Below are 19,128 nucleotides of genomic sequence, written 5' to 3'. Positions count from 1 at the left end.
CGCGAACAACAGCGGGGGCGACCGACTTGTCGGGCGCCCCCGCTGCGTACTATTCGCGCGTTCGTTCGCGCATGCGTTCGCGCCCTCCGCGGTGTCCCTCGTGACGCCCCCGTGCTGCCCCCTGCGATGGAGTCCGCCCCCGTGAGCACCCCGCCGAGTCCTCCCTCCGGACCGGGCCACTCCTGGCCCCCGCCGTCCCCGCTGCCGGTGTGGGCCCCGCCGCCCGGCTACGGACAACAGCGGCCGGGGCTCAACGGCTTCGCGCTCGCCTCGCTCCTCGTCGGGCTGCTCTGCCTTCCGCCGCTCGGCATCGTCTTCGGCATCGTGGCCCTCGTGCAGATCGCGAAGAAGCGGGAGCGGGGCAGGGTCCTGGCGATCGTGGGCCTGGCGGTGTCCGTGGCGATGACGGGCGCGCTGGTCTTCACCGCGGAGCGGGTCGCGACGGCCGTCGGCGACCGGTTCGACGCGCTGAGCCAGGTGCCCGAGGTCGACGGCGCGCTCACGGATGTCGACGACCTGAAGGCGGGCGACTGCTTCAACGTCCAGGGCGGGGATCTGCTCGACGAGCGACCCCTGATGTACAGGATCGACTGCGCGGAGGTGCACCACGGCGAGGTCACCGCGACGAAGCGGCTCGACGTGGCGGACGTCCCCGAATCGGCCGAGGCGGACCGCGCGTCCGAGGAGACGTGCTGGCGCGCCCAGGACGAGTACGCGATGGACACGTGGGCGCTGCCCGACTACGCGGAGATGTTCTACTACGCGCCCTCCCGCCAGTCGTGGCGCCAGGGGGACCGCCTCCTGGTCTGCGTGGTGGGCACGACGGAGCAGGACTGGCGCGGCAGCCTGCGTCGGGACTCCGGGATGCTCAAGCCCGAACAGGCAGCCTTCCTGCGAGCCGCCAACGCCGTCGAGTTCGCCATGAGCCGGGCTCCCGAGGACGACGTCGAGGACGCCCTGCAGGAGTACCAGGCGTGGGCGCGCGAGGTGCACGCGGCGCTGGGCGAAGAGGCGAAGGTGCTCCAGGGGGACAAGGCCCGGCCCGGTATGGAGAAGGCCGTCCCGGCGCAGCTCAAGGAGATCGAGGCGGCCCGCGCGGCGTGGCAGCGCGCCTCCCAGGCGAGGACACCGGCGGACTTCGACCGCCAGTCGGACCGGGCGCTGAGCGCGATGACCGCGTCGACGGAGCAGGTGCTGCGCGGCGCGTACGGGCTTTCGATGGCGATCCCGCCGTGGCTGGAGGACGGCCACCAGGACCCGGAGGACCCGGACGCCGGCCCCGGCAGGGGGCCCTCATCCGAGTCGGTGTGACGTCGACGGGGTAACGCGCGGTAACGGGTTTGAGTGACCTGGCTTCATCACTTCGGGTGAAACTCTGGCCCTTGCTTGCGGTCTTCAACCGTCGGTTGCCAGGGTGTAGCTGTCTGTCAAGCTGATGGGAGTGGCCAGTGACTTTCGGTGAGCAGCCGGCCTATCTGCGCGTGGCCGGGGATCTGCGACGGAAGATCGTCGACGGTTCTCTGCCCCCGCACGCCCGGCTCCCCTCCCAGGCCCGTATCCGCGAGGAGTACGGGGTCTCCGACACCGTGGCCCTGGAGGCGCGCAAGGTCCTCATGGCGGAGGGGCTGGTCGAGGGCCGGTCCGGGTCCGGTACGTATGTACGGGAACAGCCGGTCCCGCGGCGGGTCGCCCGCTCCGGCTACCGCACGGCAGGCGCCTCGACGCCGTTCCGCCAGGAGCAGGCGGACGCGGGTGCGCGCGGCACGTGGGAGTCGAGCAGCGAGCAGACCGGCGCGCCCGCGGAGATCGCGACGCGGCTGGGCATCGAGCCAGGCGAGCGGGTGATGCGGACGCGGTACGTGTTCCGCGACGCGGGGGAGGCGATGATGCTGTCGACCTCCTGGGAGCCGCTCGCCGTGACCGGCCGGACTCCCGTGATGCTGCCGGAGGAGGGGCCGTTGGGGGGCTCCGGGGTGGTCGACCGGATGGCCGCGATCGACGTCGTGGTGGACAACGTGGTGGAGGAGGTCGGCGCGCGACCCGGCCTGGCGGAGGAGCTCTTCCTCCTCGGCGGGGTTCCGGGGCACGTGGTGCTGGTGATCGGCCGCACTTATTTCGCCTCCGGCCGCGCCGTGGAAACAGCCGACGTGGTCGTCCCGGCGGACCGCTACCGCCTGGCGTACCACCTCCCGGTGAGGTAGCCGACCCGCGATGCCGTAGCCGCCCGGCGGTGCCGGCCGCTCCGCGGTAAGGGTGGAGGCTCCGCGGTGCGGAAGCCGCCCGGCGGCGGTGGGGGCTCGGCCATACATGGGGCGCTGCTGCCGTGGCGCCGCCCCGGACCCTACGGCGCCCGCGCCTCGAACGCCGGCGGAGCTGACATGCCCGCCCGCCCCTCACCTGCCGCCCCGCCGGAACGCCCGCCCGCCCCTCATGTGCCGGCGGGCGGCCATGTCAACGCCCGGCCCCATGGCGCGTGAGCCGATGCCCGCCCGGTGGGTTTCGGCGCGATGCTGATCGTCCGCACCGTTCCCTTCCTCGCGTTCTTCGAGCAGTCCGGCCCGTGCGCCGGGGCGTTCCTCCCCTCCGTCCTGCCCTCCGTCGCGAGCGGACTCGCCTGCCCCCTACACCTGTTGACCCCCCGGTCGTGTCGCGGCGCGACCTGCGGAAACGGCTGCGGCGAGGGGGTCGCGGGGCGGGCGCGGCGGTCGCGCCGTCGCCCTTCGTGCGCCCGCTCTGAGCCGGCGCGCACGGCCCACTCGTACACATGGCCGGATGCGTACGCCCCCTAGGTACCTCTTCGTGAAAAACCGTATCCGCTGTGTAAAGGTCGGGCGTAAGCTCGGGCATATGCGCAATGCGGTTTCCCGTGCAGATACGTCGGCGGAGGGTGAAACGCGATGAACGACAGCGGTGCCCTGCTCCCGTGGCTGGTCATACGTCAGGACGACAACGGCAACCGCTACCGGGTGGGCCGGTACGCCACCCGGGCCGAGGCCCAGAAGGTCGTCGACAGTCTCGACGACCGAGGACACAAGCAGCTCTACTGGGTCGAGCGGATCGGTCAGACCGCCACGATGAACTGAGCGTCGCAGCGCTTGACGACGCTGACATAGGCTCCGCCCATGACGGTACGAGTGGTCGTGGGCGGAGCCCTTTGTCATGACGGGCGCCTGCTGGCCGCCCGCCGCAGTGCGCCGCCGGAGCTCGCCGGACGCTGGGAGCTGCCGGGCGGGAAGGCCGAACCGGGTGAGTCCGTCCCGGAGGCGCTGGTGCGCGAACTGCGCGAGGAACTCGGCGTGGAGACCGAGCCGCTGGAGCGGATCCCGGGGGAGTGGCCGCTGAAGCCCGGTCTCGTCCTGCACGTGTGGACCGCGCGGCTGCTCTCCGGAGTGCCCGCGCCGCTGGAGGATCACGACGAACTGCGCTGGCTGCGGCCCGAGGAGCTGGAGTCGGTGGACTGGCTCGACCAGGACCGGCCCGCGGTCGCCGAGGCGGGACGCCGGCTGCGCGCGGACGACGGTGGCTGAAGTAGCGGTTGACGGTGAGCGGTGACAGTGAGATTGACGTGGGCGGGGCGGGGCGGGGCGGGGCGGGGCGGGGCGGGGGCGCGTGACGCTCGTGCTCTAGGCCGTCTGCGCCACCGTGCGCCGGTGAGCCGGGATCGAGTGGTACGACGCCCCGAATATCGGGTATGTCGCTATTAATCCCTATCTCGTCCCTCTTTCGTCCCAGACGAACCGGACTGGGGTCGCTGCCGCCCCGGGAAGTGATCGGCGTGATCGACACAGACGGCGAGTGCGCCGAGTGGGCCTTCCCAGCCGAGCCCGGTGCCGTCCGCACCGCACGTCACGCCGTACGCAGCACTCTCCGTGACTGGGGTCTGGAAGCCGTCGGCGATGTGACCGTCCTGCTGGTCAGCGAGCTCGTCACCAATTCCCTGCGCTACGCGTCCGGCCCCATCGGCGTCCGCCTGGAACGGCGCAATCCAGCCGTCGACAGCACCGCGGGCGGCCCCGCACTGCTCGTGGAGGTTTCGGATCCGCTTCCGGATCCTCCCCGTGAGCGGGCGGCCAAGCCGGACGACGAGAGGGGCCGCGGATTGCACCTCGTCGCCGTCTCCTCGCAGCGCTGGGGGACCCGCCACGGGAAATCGGGCAAGACAGTGTGGTTCGAATTGGCTCTTCCTGGTGAGTAACAAGGTGAACGGTGACGGGGGACCTCCCGGGGGCGCCCCTCAGCGGTAGCTGGGGGAGGAGTCCGGGGGAGATCATGCGACATGGCTCGAAATCATCGAGACCGTGCTGTGATCGTGAACGCCGTGCCGTCCGGGCCCGTGGTGCTGAATACTGCCGTCATGGCCGGTCCGGTTGCGGTGAGCTGGAGGGGACGGTCGCGTGAGCGAAATACCTGCGCAGGCACATCAGGCCAACGTGCCGCGCGAGACATGGCACGACGCCCTGTGGCACAGCAGTCCGCCTGGCTCGATATATGACTACATAAAGGTCGCCTCTTTCTCGATCGGGCCCGACGGGTACATCGATCAGTGGAGTCTGCGCGCCGAGGAACTGTTCGGGCTGACGGCCGCCCAGGCCGTGGGCCGCGACCCGGTCGACGCGTTCATGCCGCCCGAGCTGCGCCCCGACGCGCACCGCCGGGTCGCCGAGATCCTCGACGGCAAGGAATGGACGGGACTGATCCCCTTCCGGATCCCGGGCGGGAACGGCGCGCACGGAGTGGCCGAGATCTATGTGATGCCCACCCAGACCGAGACGGCCGAGCGGGCCGCACTGTGTGTCGTCGTCGACGTACGCGCGCTGCGGCGGATCGAATCCGACCTCGCGGCCTCACAGGCAATATTCGGCCAATCTCCGTTCGGCTTCCTGCTCTTCGGTACGGACCTCACCGTGCAGCGGGCCAACCGCCGGTTCGCCACCGTCTTCGGAGGCGCCGTCGAGGAGCACCGGGGCCGGACCGTGCACGACTACCTGCCGGCGCACGAGGCCGACCGGATGACCGACGCCCTGCGCCGGGTGCTGGACACCGGGGAGTCGGTCACCGACCTCCGGATCACCGGAGCCGCCCCCGGCAGCCGGGAGAACCGGCACTGGTCCATCAACCTCTACCGCGTCCACGGCGGCAGCGGGCGTCCCATCGGCGTCGCCGGCATCGGCACCGACGTCACCCGCCGCCATCTCGCCGCCCGCGAGGCCGCCGGGGTCCGGCGCAATCTCGCCCTGCTCAACGAGGCCGGGCACCGCATCGGGAACTCCCTCGACCTGGAGACCACCGCCCGGGAGCTTTTGGACGTGACCGTCCCGGGCTTCTGCGACCTGGCCGCCGTCGACCTCTACCAGGGGCTGCTGCTCGGCGACGACGACCGGCCCGCCCGGCCGCAGGGGCCGGGGGTGCCCAGCCTGCCCGGCCAGGGCCCCGCGCGGACGCCCTCCGCCGCCCTGCGCCGGGTGGCCTTCAGCTCCGCCGTCTCGGACGCGCCGCTGTCCGGTCCGGGCGCGCTGGTCTCCGTGGGCGACATCCACCGGTACCCGGCCGCCTCGCCGGGCGCGCTCGCCCTGCGCACGGCTCGGCCGCGGCTGATCGAGGGCGGCGGACCGGAGGACCTCGTCCAGTCCACGCTGGTCGTGCCGATGGTCGCCCACGACACGGTGGTGGGGCTGGCGCAGTTCTCCCGTACGAAGGGCAGCGAACCCTTCGGGGAACGGGACCGGGCGGTGGCCGTGGAGCTGGCCGCACGGGCCGCCGTGTGCATCGACAACGCGCGGCTGTACCGCCGCGAACACGAGCGGGCGCTGATACTGCAGCGCAGCCTGCTGCCGCCCGGCGACCCGGAGGCGGCGGGCCTGGACATCGCCTGCCGGTACCTGCCGGGGAACGCGGCCACGGAGGTCGGCGGCGACTGGTTCGACGTCATCGAGCTCCCCGGGCACCGCACGGCGCTGGTCGTCGGCGACGTCATGGGCCGGGGCCTGCGGGCCGCCGTCGCGATGGGGGAACTGAGGACCGCCGTCCGGACCCTCGCGCTGCTGGACCTCGAACCGGCGGAGGTGCTGACCGCCCTGGACGAGATCGCCCGGGGGCTCGGGGCCCCCGGCGGTTCGCAGCAGGCCTCGCGGGCGGCCCTGCACTCGCGGGACGCGGACCGCTCGGAGGTGTACCTGGCCACCTGCGTGTACGCCGTCTACGACCCGGTGACGCGGCGCTGCACGATCGCCAACGCGGGCCACATGCCGCCCGTGCTGGTCGAACCGCCGGACGAGGGCGGGAAGCCCAGGCCCGCGCTGCTGCTGGAGGTGCCGCCCGGGATGCCGCTCGGTGTGGGCGGGGAGCCCTTCGAGGAGGTCGAGGTGGATTTGCCCGAAGGCGCCCTGCTGGCCCTCTACACCGATGGGCTCGTCGAGTCCCGGGACCATCCGCTGGAGGAGGGCCTGCGCGGGCTCCGCGAGGCCCTCGCGGACCCGGTCCGTCCTTTGGAGGACGTCTGCGACCACGTGCTGAACACGCTCGACACCCGACACGGCGAGGACGACATCGCCCTGCTCATGGCACGGGTCCAGGGGCTGCCGGTGGACGCGGTCGGGGACTGGCAGCTGCCGCGCGAGGCCCGGTCGGTGGGACGGGCGCGGGAGCTTGCCCGGACGAAGCTGCCGGCGTGGGGTCTGGAGGGCCTGCTGGACACCACGGAACTGCTGGTCAGTGAACTCGTCACCAACGCGTTGCGCTACGGGGAGGGCGAGATCCGGCTGCGGTTGCTGCTGGACCGGACCCTGGTGTGCGAGGTGTGGGACGCGAACCTGGTGCAGCCGCGGCGGCGGCGGGCGCGGGACACGGACGAGGGGGGTCGGGGGTTGCAACTGGTGGGCATGCTGTCGGCCGGATGGGGCACCCGGCGGACCCACCGGGGCAAGACGGTGTGGTTCGAGCTGCCCTTGCCCGGTGCGTCGGCGGAGGCGGTGGCGGAGTTCACGGCGGAGCAACTGCTGAACATGTACGGCTGACCGCTGAACATGTACGGCTGACCGCCGCCCTCCTGGGCTCCGCCCCAGGGCCCGCGCCTCAAACGCCGGCGAGGCTGGATTCTTCAGCCCGTCCGGCGTTTGAGGACCGGGTCCGGGCGGAGCCCGGGGAACGGTGGAGGGGCGGGGCGGGGGAGAGCCCCCGCGCAGCGGCCAACCAACCCCCGGCGGGGGCTACGCGGCGCGGTTCTCTTTGAGTGCCGCCAGGCGGGCCTCGATGTCCGAGGCCTTGCCCAGGTCGTCGAGGGACTCGAACTGCGCGTCCAGGGAGGACGCGGCCAGTTCCTGCCTGCCCAGCGCCATCGCCTCCTCCCGCCGCACCTTCTCCTCGAAGCGGCTGAGGTCGCTCGCCGGGTCCATGACGTCGATGTTCTTCACCGCGTCCAGCATGGTGTTCTGTGCCTGCGCGGTCTTCGCCCGGGCCACCAGCTCGTCGCGCTTCGCCTGCAGCTCGGTCAGCTTGTTCCTCATCGACTCCAGGCCCGACTTGAGGGTGCCGACGACCGCCGTCTGGGCCGCGATCGTCGGCTCCGCCGTCTTCGCCTCCTTCTCCGACTGGATCTGCCGGCCGAGCGCCACCTTCGCGAGGTGGTCGAACTTGTCCGCGTCCGCCGTCGCCCCCGCCGCCCGCAGTTCGTCCCCCTTCCTGCTCGCCGCGAGCGCCTTTCCGCCCCACTCGGCGGCCGCCTCCACGTCCTCCCTGTGGTCCGCCTCCAGCATCCGGAGGTTGCCGATCGTCGTCGCGACGGCCTGCTCCGCCTCCGAGATGTTGTTCGTGAAGTCACGGATCAGCTGGTCCAGCATCTTCTGCGGGTCCTCCGCCTGGTCCAGCAGCGCATTGATGTTGGCCTTGGCGAGCTGGGTGACGCGGCCGAGGATGGTCTGCTTGCTCATGGTCGGTCTCTCCTGGTGAGGGGTGTCTGTCCGGTCGGCACCGCGATGGGTTCAAAAGCGGCCGCCACCGCCCATGCGGCCCCGGGTCGCGCCGCCGCCGAAGGAGCCGGGGCCACTGCCCCCGCCGCCCCCGAAGCCGCCGCCGAAGCCGCCCCCGCCGAAACCGCCTCCGCCGCCCAGCCCGCCCCGCAGGATCTCGCCGAGGATGATCCCGCCGAGCACGGCGCCGCCCCGGCCGCCGCCGGCGCGCCGGCCCGCGTACGGGTCCTGGAAGGCCTGTACGTCCTGCTCCGCCAGCTGCTGCGCCTGCCGCGCCAGCCCATCCGCCCGCTGGGCCTCCACCAGCGCGCCCGCCGGGTCGGCCGCCGCCAGCGACACGGCCCGCTCCAGGTGCCGGCCGGCCTCCGCGAGCCGGGTGCGCGCCTGGCTGCCCACCGCGCCCCGGGTGGTGGTGATGTAGCCGGTCGCCGCGCCGATCGCGCTGCGCGCCGCGAGCATGGCCTGGTCGAGCAGGGTCGCCGCCCGCTGCCGGCCCGACTCCCGCTCCCGCGCCCCGGAGAGGGCCTCGTCGAGGGCCGCATCGGCCTCCTCGACCCGGCGCAGGGCGTCGAGCGGGTCGTACCGCCCGGCCGACTCCTCCTGCCGTACGTCGGCCAGTACGGCCTCGGCCCGGCCGATCCGCCCGCGCAGGTCCGCCGTCGAGGTGCCCTCGGCGGTGCCGGTGAGCAGCCCGTGGGCGTCCGCGAGGTCGGTCTCGGTCTCGGTCAGCGCGCCGGGCAGCTTCCCCGCCGCCTCCGCCAGTTCCTGAGCCCGCCGCTCGACCGCGTCCACCAGGGTCGCCGCCTGGTCCACCGCGCCTTCGGCGGCCCGTAGGTGTACGGCGGCCCTGCCCTTCTCGCCGGCGTCGAGGGCCGCGTGGGCCAGGCCCAGGTTGGTCGCCGCGAACAGCAGGCGGTCCTTCGCCTGTTCGGGGTGGGAGGCCACGGGCGCGGACGCGGAGTCCGCGTAGCGCCGGGTCAGCGCGGTCAAGGTCGCCTCGGCGGTGGTGGCGGCCCCGGTCAGCTCCAGGTACCGCTCCTCGACGGTCGCCAGGGCTTGCGAAGCGTTCTTCTCCAGGTCCCGCAGCCGGTCGAAGTCCTCCGATACGGCGTCGAGCCGCCGGTTCGCCTCGGTACAGCGGGCGACGATCTCGTCCAGCATCCGGCGCCGGGTCGCGTCATCCTCCGGGTAGGCGTCGTCGAGCTGTTGGCGCAGCCGGAAGGCGTGTGTCAGCTCGCCCTGCGCGTACTCCAGCGCCGTGGTGAAGGGGCGGACCGCCTCGTCGCCGAACTGGGCGGTGGCGAAGCCGAGTTCCTCGGTGCTGGTGCGGACGGCGTCGTCGGTCTGGACCAGCAGGGCCTTGGCCCTGCCGTCCAGGTCGGGCAGGGGGAGCCGGTCCGGCGCCCCTTCGGGCCAGCCCGGACCGGTCGTCGTACCGCGAGCGCCGGCGCCGCCGCCCTGGCGCTTGCGGCGGGTGTACGCGTACGCCGCGAGCGCCCCGGCCGCACCGATCGCGACGACCGGGAGCACGAAGTCGCCGGCCCCGTTCGTGCCGTCCGCCCCGCCGCCGGGATCGGCCGGGCCGGGGGTGATGGCCGGGACGGGGACGGGCTGCCCGCCGAGGACGGCGTTGTAGCCGTTCGCCGCCCCGATCGCGGCTCCCGCCCAGTCGTTCTGCCTCAGGGCGGGCTCGATGGCGGTCCGCGCGACGTCGGCCAGCTGCTGCTCGGTGAAACCGGAGTCGACGTCGGCCGAATAGGCGTACTGGCGGGCGCCGGTCGCCACGGCCAGGAGGAGGTCGTCCTGGCCGAGGCCGTTGCGCTGCGCGGTGGCGTCGGCCCAGCTCTGGGCGGAGCGCCCGGAGAAGTCCTGCACGTAGGCCACGAAGAGCTGGATCCTCCGGTCGGCGTACAGCTTGTCGAGCGCGGTGGTGACGGCCGCCTTCCGGTCGCCCAGCGCGCCGACGCGGTCGGTGATCTGCCCTTGCTGCGAGAGGGTGACGGGATCCTCGGCCCATGCGGGCGGCGCCCCGGGCGCGCCCCAGCCGCCGACCGCCAGCAGCGCGGCGGAGAGGGCGAGCCCGGCCCGTACGACGATCCTGCTTCGCGGCCTGTTCCTCGGCGCAATCACATTTGGGAGGTTATGGGCGGCTCTGCGGCTCCGCACCCGGAGTGATCACCAGCGCCCTGCCCCGCCGGCACCTGCTCCCACGGGACCGTCGTCGGCCACGCCCGGACCGAGGCCCGGGCCCCCTCCGTACCGCGAAGCCCCCCGGCGTCACGTCAAACGACGTTCCTCCAGGGGGCATCGTTCCTCGCGGGAGGGCTATGCGGGATCGGAACGGCGCCGGATCCTGCTCCCCAGCCACACCAGGGGGTCGTACTTGCGGTCCACCGCCCGCTCCTTCAGCGGGATCAGCGCGTTGTCGGTGATCTTGATGCCCTCGGGGCAGACCTCCGTGCAGCACTTGGTGATGTTGCAGTAGCCGAGCCCGTGCTCGTCCTGCGCGGTGCGCTTGCGGTCCAGGCCCGCCTCGGCCGCCGCGTCCAGGGGGTGCATGTCCAGCTCGGCCACCCGCATCAGGAACCGCGGACCGGCGAAGACGGCCTTGTTCTCCTCGTGGTCCCGCACCACGTGGCAGGTGTCCTGGCACAGGAAGCACTCGATGCACTTGCGGAACTCCTGCGAGCGCTCCACGTCGATCTGCTGCATCCGGTACGCGCCCGCGGGCACTCCCTCCGGCGGCACGAAGGCCGGGACCTCCCGCGCCTTGCGGTAGTTGAAGGACACGTCCGTCACCAGGTCGCGGACGACCGGGAAGGCGCGCAGAGGGGTGATCGTGATGGTCTCGGACCGCTCGAAGGTCGACATGCGGGTCATGCACATCAGCCGCGGCCGGCCGTTGACCTCCGCGCTGCACGAGCCGCACTTGCCCGCCTTGCAGTTCCAGCGCACCGCCAGGTCCGAGGCCTGGGTGGCCTGGAGCCGGTGGACGATGTCCAGGACCACCTCACCGTCGTGCACCTCGACGGTGAAGTCCCGCAGTTCCCCGCCCTCCGCGTCACCCCGCCAGACCCGGAAGCTCGCGTCGTACGTACTCATTCGTACAGCTCCTCTTCGGCGAGGTACTTGACCAGCTCTTCCTTGTCGAACAGCGCGAGCAGGTCGGGGCGGATGGGGTCGGTGCGGGCCCGGACCAGCTCGATCCGGTCGGCCGCCGGGTCCTCCGGTACGGGCTCCACCGGCCGGCACAGCAGGTTCACCGGGCGCCAGCTCCGCTCCATCGCCGGGCAGTCCTCGCGGGTGTGCCCGCCCCGGCTCTCGGTGCGCTCCAGGGCCGCGCGGGCCACGCACTCGCTGACCAGCAGCATGTTCCGCAGGTCCAGGGCGAGGTGCCAGCCGGGGTTGAACTGGCGGTGCCCCTCGACGCCCGCACGCGAGGCCCGCAGCCGCAGGGTCGCGAGCCTCTCCAGGGCCTGGGCCATCTCCCCCTCCCGGCGGATGATGCCGACGAGGTCGTTCATGGTCGTCTGGAGTTCCTGGTGCAGGGTGTACGGGTTCTCCGCGCCCTCGGCGGCGCGGAAGGGGGCCAGCGCCTCCTCGGCCGCCGCGTCGATCTCGGACTGGGACACCTCCGGGCGCGGGCCGGGGCCGGAGGCGTGCTTCGCCGCGTGCAGCCCGGCCCGCCGCCCGAAGACCAGCAGGTCGGACAGGGAGTTCCCGCCCAGCCGGTTCGAGCCGTGCATCCCGCCCGCGACCTCACCCGCCGCGAACAGCCCCGGGACCCCGACGGTGGCGGCGGTCTCGGAGTCGACGGCGATCCCGCCCATCACGTAGTGGCAGGTCGGGCCCACCTCCATCGGCTCCGCGGTGATGTCCACGTCCGCCAGCTCCTTGAACTGGTGGTACATCGACGGGAGGCGCCGTTTGATCTTCTCGGCCGGCATCCGGGTGGACACGTCGAGGAACACCCCGCCGTGCGGGGAGCCGCGTCCGGCCTTGACCTCCGCGTTGATGGCCCGCGCCACCTCGTCGCGCGGCAGCAGCTCGGGCGGGCGCCTGTTGTGATCCGCGTCCTCGTACCAGCGGTCGCCCTCCTCCTCCGACTCGGCGTACTTCTCCTTGAAGACGTCGGGAATGTAGTCGAACATGAACCGCTTGCCCTCGGAGTTGCGCAGCACCCCGCCGTCTCCGCGCACGGACTCGGTGACGAGGATGCCCTTCACCGACGGGGGCCAGACCATGCCGGTCGGGTGGAACTGCACGAACTCCATGTTCAGCAGGGGCGCGCCGGCGAGCAGGGCCAGCGCGTGGCCGTCGCCCGTGTACTCCCAGGAGTTGGAGGTGGTCTTGAAGGACTTGCCGATCCCGCCCGTGGCCAGGACCACCGCCGGGGCCTCCAGCACGAAGAAGCGCCCCGACTCGCGTTCGTAGCAGAAGGTCCCCGAGACCCGCGCTCCGTCCCCGAGGCTGCGATCCTGCAGGATCCTGGTGACCGTGCACTCCTGGAAGACCTTGAGCCGGGCCTCGTAGTCCCCGTACTCCTTGAAGTCCTCCTGCTGGAGGGCGACGATCTTCTGCTGGAGGGTGCGGATCAGCTCCAGGCCGGTGCGGTCGCCGACGTGTGCGAGGCGCGGGTACTCGTGCCCGCCGAAGTTGCGCTGGGAGATCCTCCCGTCGGGCGTCCGGTCGAAGAGCGCGCCCCAGGTCTCCAGCTCCCAGACCCGGTCCGGGGCCTCCTTCGCGTGGAGTTCCGCCATCCGCCACTGGTTGAGGAACTTGCCCCCGCGCATGGTGTCGCGGAAGTGCACCTGCCAGTTGTCGCCCTCGTTGACGTTGCCCATGGAGGCGGCGATCCCGCCCTCCGCCATCACCGTGTGGGCCTTGCCGAAGAGGGACTTGCAGATCACGGCCGTACGGGCGCCGCGCTCGCGGGCCTCGATCGCGGCCCGCAGTCCGGCGCCGCCGGCGCCGACCACGACCACGTCCCACTGCTGCCGTTCCACTTGAGCCATCTCAGAAGATCCTCGGGTCGGTGAAGGCGCCGCTGGCCAGCAGGTACACGTAGAAGTCGCACAGGGCCACGCTGATCAGGGAGACCCACGCCAGCTGCATGTGGCGGGAGTTGAGCCGACTGATCCAGCCCCAGAGCCGGTAGCGCACCGGATGCTTCGAGAAGTGCTTGAGGCGGCCGCCCATGATGTGGCGGCAGGAGTGGCAGGACAGGGTGTAGGCCCAGATCAGCACGATGTTGACCAGGAACAGCAGCGTCCCGAGGCCCATGTGGCCCCACTCGTAGTGCTCGTCGCGGAAGGTCAGCACGGTGTCGTACGAGAGGATGAGCGCGACCGGGACCGCCGCGTAGAAGAAGTACCGGTGCACGTTCTGGAAGATCAGCGGGAAGCGGGTCTCGCCGGTGTACGTCGCGTGCGGCTCGGCGACGGCGCAGGCGGGCGGCGAGGCCCAGAAGCCCCGGTAGTAGGCCTTGCGGTAGTAGTAGCAGGTCAGCCGGAAGCCGAGCGGGAAGATCAGGATCAGCAGCGCGGGGGACAGGCCCCACCAGCTGCCGAAGATCTCCCAGTTGGGTCCGCCCTTCATGGGGACGCAGTTCTCCGCGAGACACGGGGAGTAGAACGGGGAGACGTACGGGGCGGCGTAGTAGTCGGCGTTCGCGAAGGCCCGCCAGGTCGAGTAGACGACGAATGCGAGCAGCCCGGCCGCGGTGCCGGCGGGGGCCAGCCACCACCGGTCGGTCCGCAGGTGCCGGGCGGCGATCGCGGCCCGGGAGGCGCCGTGGACGCCGCCGGGCCGCTGCTGGGGTGGTTGTGTGCCTGTGGCCAAAGAGGACTCCGGGAGGAGTGATGCGGGGTGGCCCAGGAGGCCCGGCCGCGCAGGGCGGCCGGGCCAGATGGGGTGTGGGTGTGGTGCGGTCGGGCGACGAACGGGTGTCAGGGCGCGCGGCGGTCGCGGGCGCCCAGGCCCTCGTCGTCGGAGTCCGTCCACAGTGAGCTGTCGTACGGCGTGTCCGGGACCGTCACCATCCGGGACGGGTCCGGCGCGGACGCCGCCGTCGGCTTCTGCCGTGCGGCCTGTTGCTCCAGCCGCTCGACCTTGCGCGTCAGCTCGTCCAGGTTGCGCCGTACGGCACTCAGATCGTCTTGAAGGGACATGATTTGCCCTCACTTCCGCCAGGGTGCGGTGGCAACGCTCATGTGCGCCTGCGAGTGTCGCGCTTCCCGTCCCCCGTTGTGAAGGGACGTGCAGCGATTGCGGGCGCGCAGGCGTGAACTGTGCGCCCCTCCCTGCCCCCCATTCTCATCCCTCGTACGGGGAAGCGCCCGTCCGCCGCGCAAGTGGGATTGGTCCGCACGGGTGGGGTTCGCGGCGTGGCGAGAGGCGGCTGCGAAGGGCGCGGTGGACCGTCGATTTCAGTGGGTTCCGGCAACCGGTGTGATCAGCTCCATATACCGCCGAACGTGATCATGCTTCCCCCACGCCCCGCCCCGGAGGTACCACCCATGTCCCAGAGAAGGCGCAGGTCCTTGGCGCTCCTGACCTCGGGAGTCCTCGCACTGCCGCTGCTCACGGGCTGCGGCGCGGGTGACGACGAGGGCGGTGCGGCCGCCGCAGGACAGGACATCGCCGCCACCGCCCGCGACAAGGTCGCCGACGGGGGTGTGCTGCGCTGGGCGGTGGACACCCTCCCGGACACCCTGAACATCTTCCAGGCCGACGCGGACGCCACCACCTCCAGGATCGCCGGGGCCGTGCTGCCGCAGTTGTTCGTGATGGACGCCAAGGGGCGGCCGGTGGCCAATCCCGACTACCTGGAGAAGGCCGAGGTCGTCGAGCGGGAGCCCAAGCAGGTCGTCTTGTACAAGCTGAACCAGCAGGCGGTGTGGAGCGACGGGCGCGAGATCGGCGCGCCCGACTTCGTGGCTCAGTGGAGGGCCCTGAACGGCAAGGACTCGGCGTACTGGACGGCACGCAACGCCGGCTACGACCGGATCGAGAAGATCGAGAAGGGCAAGACCGACCTGGAGGTCAGGGTCACCTTCGGCAAGCCGTACGCCGACTGGCGCTCCCTGTTCACCCCGCTGTACCCCAAGCAGGTCACCGGCACCCCGGACGCTTTCAACGAGGGCGCCCGCGGCGCGCTGAAGGTCACCGCCGGACCCTTCGGCCTCGGGGCGATCGACAAGAAGACCGGCACCGCGGCGCTGACCCGCAATCCGCGCTGGTGGGGCCGGCCGGCCAAGCTGGACACGCTCGTCCTGACGGCGGTGCCGCGCGCCGAGCGCCCGTCGGCGCTGGCCGCCGGGAAGCTCGATCTGGCGGAGATCGACCGCGCCGGGGCCGACCGGATCGCCCTGGCCCGCCGTGACGCCTCCCGCAAGAGCGGCGCGGGCTCGGGCTCCGGCGGGGCCCCGGCCCACGGCCCCGGGGCCTCGCTGACCCCGGCGCAGGCCACGCTGTCGTGGGCGATCGCCTTCGGAACGGACGAGGACAAGGCCGCGGCGGAGAAGGTGAGCCGCGACAAGCACCTCGCCTCCGTGAAGCGGTACGCGGACGAGCAGGCGGCCCTGCGGACCTTCATCGTCCGCAAGTCCCTGGAGCCCGCCTACACGCAGCTCGCCATGAACGGGTCCTCCGGCCCGCTGGCGGACGAACGGGTGCGGCGCGCGGTGGCCCGGGCCCTGGACCGCAAGGCACTCGCCGAGAGCGTCCTGAAGCCGCTCGGCCTGCCCGCGAAGCCGGTCGGCAGCCACGTGGCGCTGGCCGGGCAGCAGGCGTACGCCGACAACAGCGAGGCGCTCGGCGGCCAGGACACCCAGGCGGCCCAGGCCCTCCTGGCGGACGCGGGCTGGCGCCGGGGCGGCAAGATCACCGAGCCGCCGGGCGCCAAGGCCGGCCCGCAGAGCGCGCCGCAGGACGACGGGAAGACCCCGTCGGGCCCGGGCACCGGAAACGACGGGCTCTACATCGTGGGCGAGGACGAGGCCAACGGCGATCCGCTCGCGAGCGCACCGCGCCAGCAGGCCGGTCCGGCGGGCAGGCCCGCCGCCCCCGACGGCGAGATCGTCGATGCCGACGCCTTCGCGCCGGGCAGCGGCGCGGACCGGACCTCCCCGGTACTGGCCCCCGCACCCTTCGGCGCCCAGCAGCAGGCCGCGCTCCTCGCCCAGGCCGCCCGGGCGGCGGCCGTCGACGACGGCAAGCGCAGCCCCGCCCGTGACGGCGACGCGGACGATCCCGCCAAGACGTCCCCGGCTCCGGCCAAGCAGGCCACCCGCACCTCCGGCGCCATGCTCGCCAAAGACGGCAAGCCGCTCACCCTGCGCTTCGTCCTCCCGGCCGGCCCCGGCTCGGAGTCCCTGCGCATGGTCGGCGAGCGGATCGCCGAGATGCTCCGGAAGCTCGGCGTGAACACCGAGACGACCAAGGTGGCCGACGAAAGCTTCTTCAAGGACCACATCGCCTCGGGCCAGTACGACCTGGCGCTCTACTCCTGGCCCGCGACCGCCTACCCGGCCACCGACGCCCGGCCCATCTTCGCGAAGCCGGAGCCGGCCGCGGACGGCTCGCTGCTCGTCGAACAGAACTACACCCGGGTCGGCACCGACCACATCGACCAGTTGTTCGACCAGGCCCTCGGGGAGCTGGACGAGGAGCAGTCCCGCGAGCTGATGCGCAAGGCGGATGCCCGGATCTGGGCCGCCGCCGGCTCCATCCCGCTCTACCAGCGCCCGGAGCTGGTCGCCGTGAAGCCGGGTGTGGTCAACGCAGGCGCCTTCGGCCTCGGCGCCCCCCGCTATCAGGACATCGGCTGGAAGAAGGCGTCGGCCGCGAAGGGCAAGAAGAAGTAGCGGGGGAGAAGAAGTGGTGACAAAGCGGTGCCTGTCAGGTTGACCGGGGGTCCGCAAGCTCAGATGTGACTCAAGTCCCTTGCCCGCCGGATGTCCGGCGGGCAAGGTCGTGCCATACCCATTGACCCGGCCTGACCCGCATGAATACCGGCTGGATGGGCGGTCGAGCCACCCCACCCCGCACTCGGTCGCACTCATTCGTCCGGCCTCTTGACAGACCCCCCGGCAGGCGGTTCCCGCTGCGCGACGTACCATGGGGTAAGGCCGTGGCAGGTTTTCGCCCGGTCGAGGCGCGCGTGCCGGACCGTACGCGACGCCATCCACGATCCCGGGAGAAGCGCCGAAGTGCCCACGCGCCACGACATCCGTAACGTCGCCATCGTCGCCCACGTCGACCATGGCAAGACGACCATCGTCGATGCCATGCTCAAGCAGGCCGGTGCCTTCGCCGCCCACCAGCACCTCGACGACCGCATGATGGACTCGAACGACCTGGAGCGTGAGAAGGGCATCACGATCCTCGCCAAGAACACGGCGGTGAAGTATCACCCCAAGGACGGCGGGGCCCCTATCACGATCAACATCATCGACACCCCCGGCCACGCCGACTTCGGTGGTGAGGTCGAGCGCGGTCTGTCGATGGTGGACGCCGTCGTTCTGCTGGTGGACGCCTCCGAGGGTCCGCTGCCCCAGACCCGCTTCGTCCTGCGCAAGGCCCTGCAGGCGAAGATGCCGGTCATCCTCTGCATCAACAAGACCGACCGCCCGGACTCCCGGATCGACGAGGTCGTCAACGAGACGTACGACCTCTTCCTGGACCTGGACGCGGACGAGGACCAGATCGAATTCCCGATCGTCTACGCCTGCGGCCGTGACGGCGTCGCCTCGCTGACCAAGCCGGAGGACGGCACCGTCCCCGCCGACAGCGACAGCCTGGAGCCGTTCTTCTCCACCATCCTGGAGCACGTCCCGGCCCCGGTGTACGACGAGGAGGCCCCCCTCCAGGCCCACGTCACCAACCTGGACGCCGACAACTTCCTCGGCCGCATCGCGCTCGTTCGCGTCGAGCAGGGTGAGCTGCGCAAGGGCCAGACCGTCGCGTGGATCAAGCGTGACGGCTCGATCTCCAACGTCCGCATCACCGAGCTGATGATGACCGAGGCGCTCACCCGCAAGCCGGCCGAGGTGGCGGGCCCGGGTGACATCTGCGCGGTCGCCGGTTTCCCCGAGATCATGATCGGCGAGACCCTGGCCGACCCGGAGAACCCGATCGCGCTTCCGCTGATCTCGGTGGACGAGCCGGCGATCTCCATGACCATCGGCACGAACACCTCCCCGATGGTCGGCCGCGGCGGCAGCGGCAAGGGCGCGGACGCCAAGTCCGCGGTCAAGGACCGCAAGGTCACCGCCCGCCAGGTCAAGGACCGTCTGGACCGCGAGCTGGTCGGCAACGTCTCGCTCCGCGTCCTCGACACCGAGCGCCCGGACGCCTGGGAGGTCCAGGGCCGTGGTGAGCTCGCGCTCGCCATCCTGGTCGAGCAGATGCGCCGTGAGGGCTTCGAGCTCACGATCGGCAAGCCGCAGGTCGTCACGCAGGAGATCGACGGCAAGGTGCACGAGCCGGTCGAGCGCATGACCATCGACGTCCCCGAGGAGCACATGGGCGCGGTCACGCAGCTCATGGGCGTCCGCAAGGGCCGCATGGACAACATGTCGAACCACGGCTCCGGCTGGGTGCGCATGGAGTTCGTCGTCCCGTCCCGCGGCCTCATCGGCTTCCGCACGGAGTTCCTGACGGGCACGCGCGGCACCGGTATCGCCCACTCGATCCACGAGGGCCACGAGCCGTGGTTCGGTCCGCTGGTGACCCGTAACAACGGTTCCCTGGTCGCCGACCGCGCCGGCTCGGTCACGCCGTTCGCGATGATCAACCTGCAGGAGCGCGGTGTCCTGTTCACCGACCCCGGCACCGAGGTGTACGAGGGCATGATCGTCGGCGAGAACTCGCGCTCCGACGACATGGACGTGAACATCACCAAGGAGAAGAAGCTCACCAACATGCGTGCGGCTTCCGCGGACAACACGGAGAACGTGATCCCGCCGCGCAAGCTCTCCCTGGAGCAGTCCCTGGAGTTCTGCCGCGACGACGAGTGCGTCGAGGTGACCCCGGAGGCCGTGCGCATCCGCAAGGTCGTCCTGGACCAGAAGGAGCGCTCGCGCACCGCGTCGCGCGCCAAGTCCGCCAAGTAAGTAATGGCTTTGGGGCCCTCCAGCCCGGGTTCTGCCCGGGCTGGAGG

General features: G+C 71.8%; 14 protein-coding genes. 8 read left to right on the top strand and 6 right to left on the bottom strand.

The window, feature by feature from the left end; translation table 11 throughout:
* Positions 1-141 precede the first annotated feature (141 nt).
* The 6 genes from ACWGIF_RS25790 (at position 142) to ACWGIF_RS25765 (ending at position 7,013) form a co-directional block, all read left to right on the top strand.
* Positions 142-1,311: a DUF4190 domain-containing protein gene (locus ACWGIF_RS25790; protein ID WP_453500882.1), complete on the top strand. Its 1,170-nt coding sequence runs from the start codon at positions 142-144 to the stop codon at positions 1,309-1,311.
* A gap of 137 nt (positions 1,312-1,448) precedes the next feature.
* Entirely contained in the window at positions 1,449-2,201 is a 753-nt protein-coding gene (locus ACWGIF_RS25785) for a GntR family transcriptional regulator (RefSeq protein ID WP_453500881.1), read from the top strand.
* A 696-nt stretch (positions 2,202-2,897) separates the two neighbouring features.
* On the top strand, positions 2,898-3,083 hold the full coding sequence (locus ACWGIF_RS25780; RefSeq protein WP_030029543.1) for an SPOR domain-containing protein: 186 nt from the start codon (positions 2,898-2,900) through the stop codon (positions 3,081-3,083).
* A 39-nt stretch (positions 3,084-3,122) separates the two neighbouring features.
* A complete protein-coding gene (locus ACWGIF_RS25775) occupies positions 3,123-3,527 on the top strand; it encodes a (deoxy)nucleoside triphosphate pyrophosphohydrolase (RefSeq protein WP_453500880.1) in 405 nt (134 codons plus the stop codon).
* A gap of 239 nt (positions 3,528-3,766) precedes the next feature.
* Positions 3,767-4,195 (top strand): ATP-binding protein, encoded by a 429-nt coding sequence (locus ACWGIF_RS25770; RefSeq protein WP_453500879.1) that lies wholly within the window; start codon positions 3,767-3,769, stop codon positions 4,193-4,195.
* A 199-nt stretch (positions 4,196-4,394) separates the two neighbouring features.
* Complete coding sequence (locus ACWGIF_RS25765) at positions 4,395-7,013, top strand: SpoIIE family protein phosphatase (RefSeq protein WP_453500878.1); 2,619 nt, start codon at positions 4,395-4,397, stop codon at positions 7,011-7,013.
* A gap of 192 nt (positions 7,014-7,205) precedes the next feature.
* Here ACWGIF_RS25765 and ACWGIF_RS25760 read toward each other — a convergent pair whose 3' ends face one another.
* The 6 genes from ACWGIF_RS25760 to ACWGIF_RS25735 all read right to left on the bottom strand — a co-directional run bounded on the left by ACWGIF_RS25760 (position 7,206) and on the right by ACWGIF_RS25735 (position 14,134).
* The gene (locus tag ACWGIF_RS25760) at positions 7,206-7,925 is read right to left on the bottom strand and encodes a PspA/IM30 family protein (RefSeq protein ID WP_453500877.1); all 720 of its coding nucleotides are present in this window, start codon (positions 7,923-7,925) and stop codon (positions 7,206-7,208) included.
* A 51-nt stretch (positions 7,926-7,976) separates the two neighbouring features.
* A complete protein-coding gene (locus tag ACWGIF_RS25755; protein WP_453500876.1) occupies positions 7,977-10,094 on the bottom strand; it encodes a TPM domain-containing protein in 2,118 nt (705 codons plus the stop codon).
* Between the two features lie 195 nt (positions 10,095-10,289).
* Positions 10,290-11,066, bottom strand: coding sequence for a succinate dehydrogenase/fumarate reductase iron-sulfur subunit (locus ACWGIF_RS25750; protein ID WP_453500875.1), 777 nt, complete (start codon positions 11,064-11,066; stop codon positions 10,290-10,292).
* Positions 11,063-12,979 (bottom strand): fumarate reductase/succinate dehydrogenase flavoprotein subunit, encoded by a 1,917-nt coding sequence (locus ACWGIF_RS25745; RefSeq protein WP_453500874.1) that lies wholly within the window; start codon positions 12,977-12,979, stop codon positions 11,063-11,065. The genes ACWGIF_RS25750 and ACWGIF_RS25745 overlap by 4 nt, the downstream gene beginning before the upstream one ends.
* A gap of 1 nt (position 12,980) precedes the next feature.
* Entirely contained in the window at positions 12,981-13,805 is an 825-nt protein-coding gene (locus ACWGIF_RS25740; protein ID WP_453500873.1) for a hypothetical protein, read from the bottom strand.
* A gap of 107 nt (positions 13,806-13,912) precedes the next feature.
* Positions 13,913-14,134: a hypothetical protein gene (locus ACWGIF_RS25735; protein WP_453500872.1), complete on the bottom strand. Its 222-nt coding sequence runs from the start codon at positions 14,132-14,134 to the stop codon at positions 13,913-13,915.
* 348 nt (positions 14,135-14,482) lie between these two features.
* On the opposite strand from ACWGIF_RS25735, the gene ACWGIF_RS25730 reads away from it, so the two are divergent.
* Positions 14,483-16,831 carry an ABC transporter family substrate-binding protein gene (locus ACWGIF_RS25730; protein WP_453500871.1) on the top strand — a complete coding sequence of 783 codons (2,349 nt, stop codon included), beginning with the start codon at positions 14,483-14,485 and terminating at the stop codon, positions 16,829-16,831.
* Positions 16,832-17,176: 345 nt separating this feature from the next.
* Complete coding sequence (typA, locus tag ACWGIF_RS25725; RefSeq protein ID WP_453500870.1) at positions 17,177-19,081, top strand: translational GTPase TypA; 1,905 nt, start codon at positions 17,177-17,179, stop codon at positions 19,079-19,081.
* Positions 19,082-19,128: the final 47 nt, after the last annotated feature.

The sequence above is a fragment of the Streptomyces sp. NPDC054849 genome (assembly GCF_053610945.1).
This window is presented reverse-complemented; position numbering and strand designations above follow the sequence as displayed.

Coding starts and splice junctions, on each gene's coding strand:
- ACWGIF_RS25745 (WP_453500874.1), bottom strand. CDS start 12,979: ATGGCTCAAGTGGAACGGCAGCAGTGGGACGTGGTCGTGGTCGGCGCC.
- ACWGIF_RS25775 (WP_453500880.1), top strand. CDS start 3,123: ATGACGGTACGAGTGGTCGTGGGCGGAGCCCTTTGTCATGACGGGCGC.
- ACWGIF_RS25780 (WP_030029543.1), top strand. CDS start 2,898: ATGAACGACAGCGGTGCCCTGCTCCCGTGGCTGGTCATACGTCAGGAC.
- ACWGIF_RS25760 (WP_453500877.1), bottom strand. CDS start 7,925: ATGAGCAAGCAGACCATCCTCGGCCGCGTCACCCAGCTCGCCAAGGCC.
- ACWGIF_RS25735 (WP_453500872.1), bottom strand. CDS start 14,134: ATGTCCCTTCAAGACGATCTGAGTGCCGTACGGCGCAACCTGGACGAG.
- ACWGIF_RS25730 (WP_453500871.1), top strand. CDS start 14,483: ATGTCCCAGAGAAGGCGCAGGTCCTTGGCGCTCCTGACCTCGGGAGTC.
- ACWGIF_RS25750 (WP_453500875.1), bottom strand. CDS start 11,066: ATGAGTACGTACGACGCGAGCTTCCGGGTCTGGCGGGGTGACGCGGAG.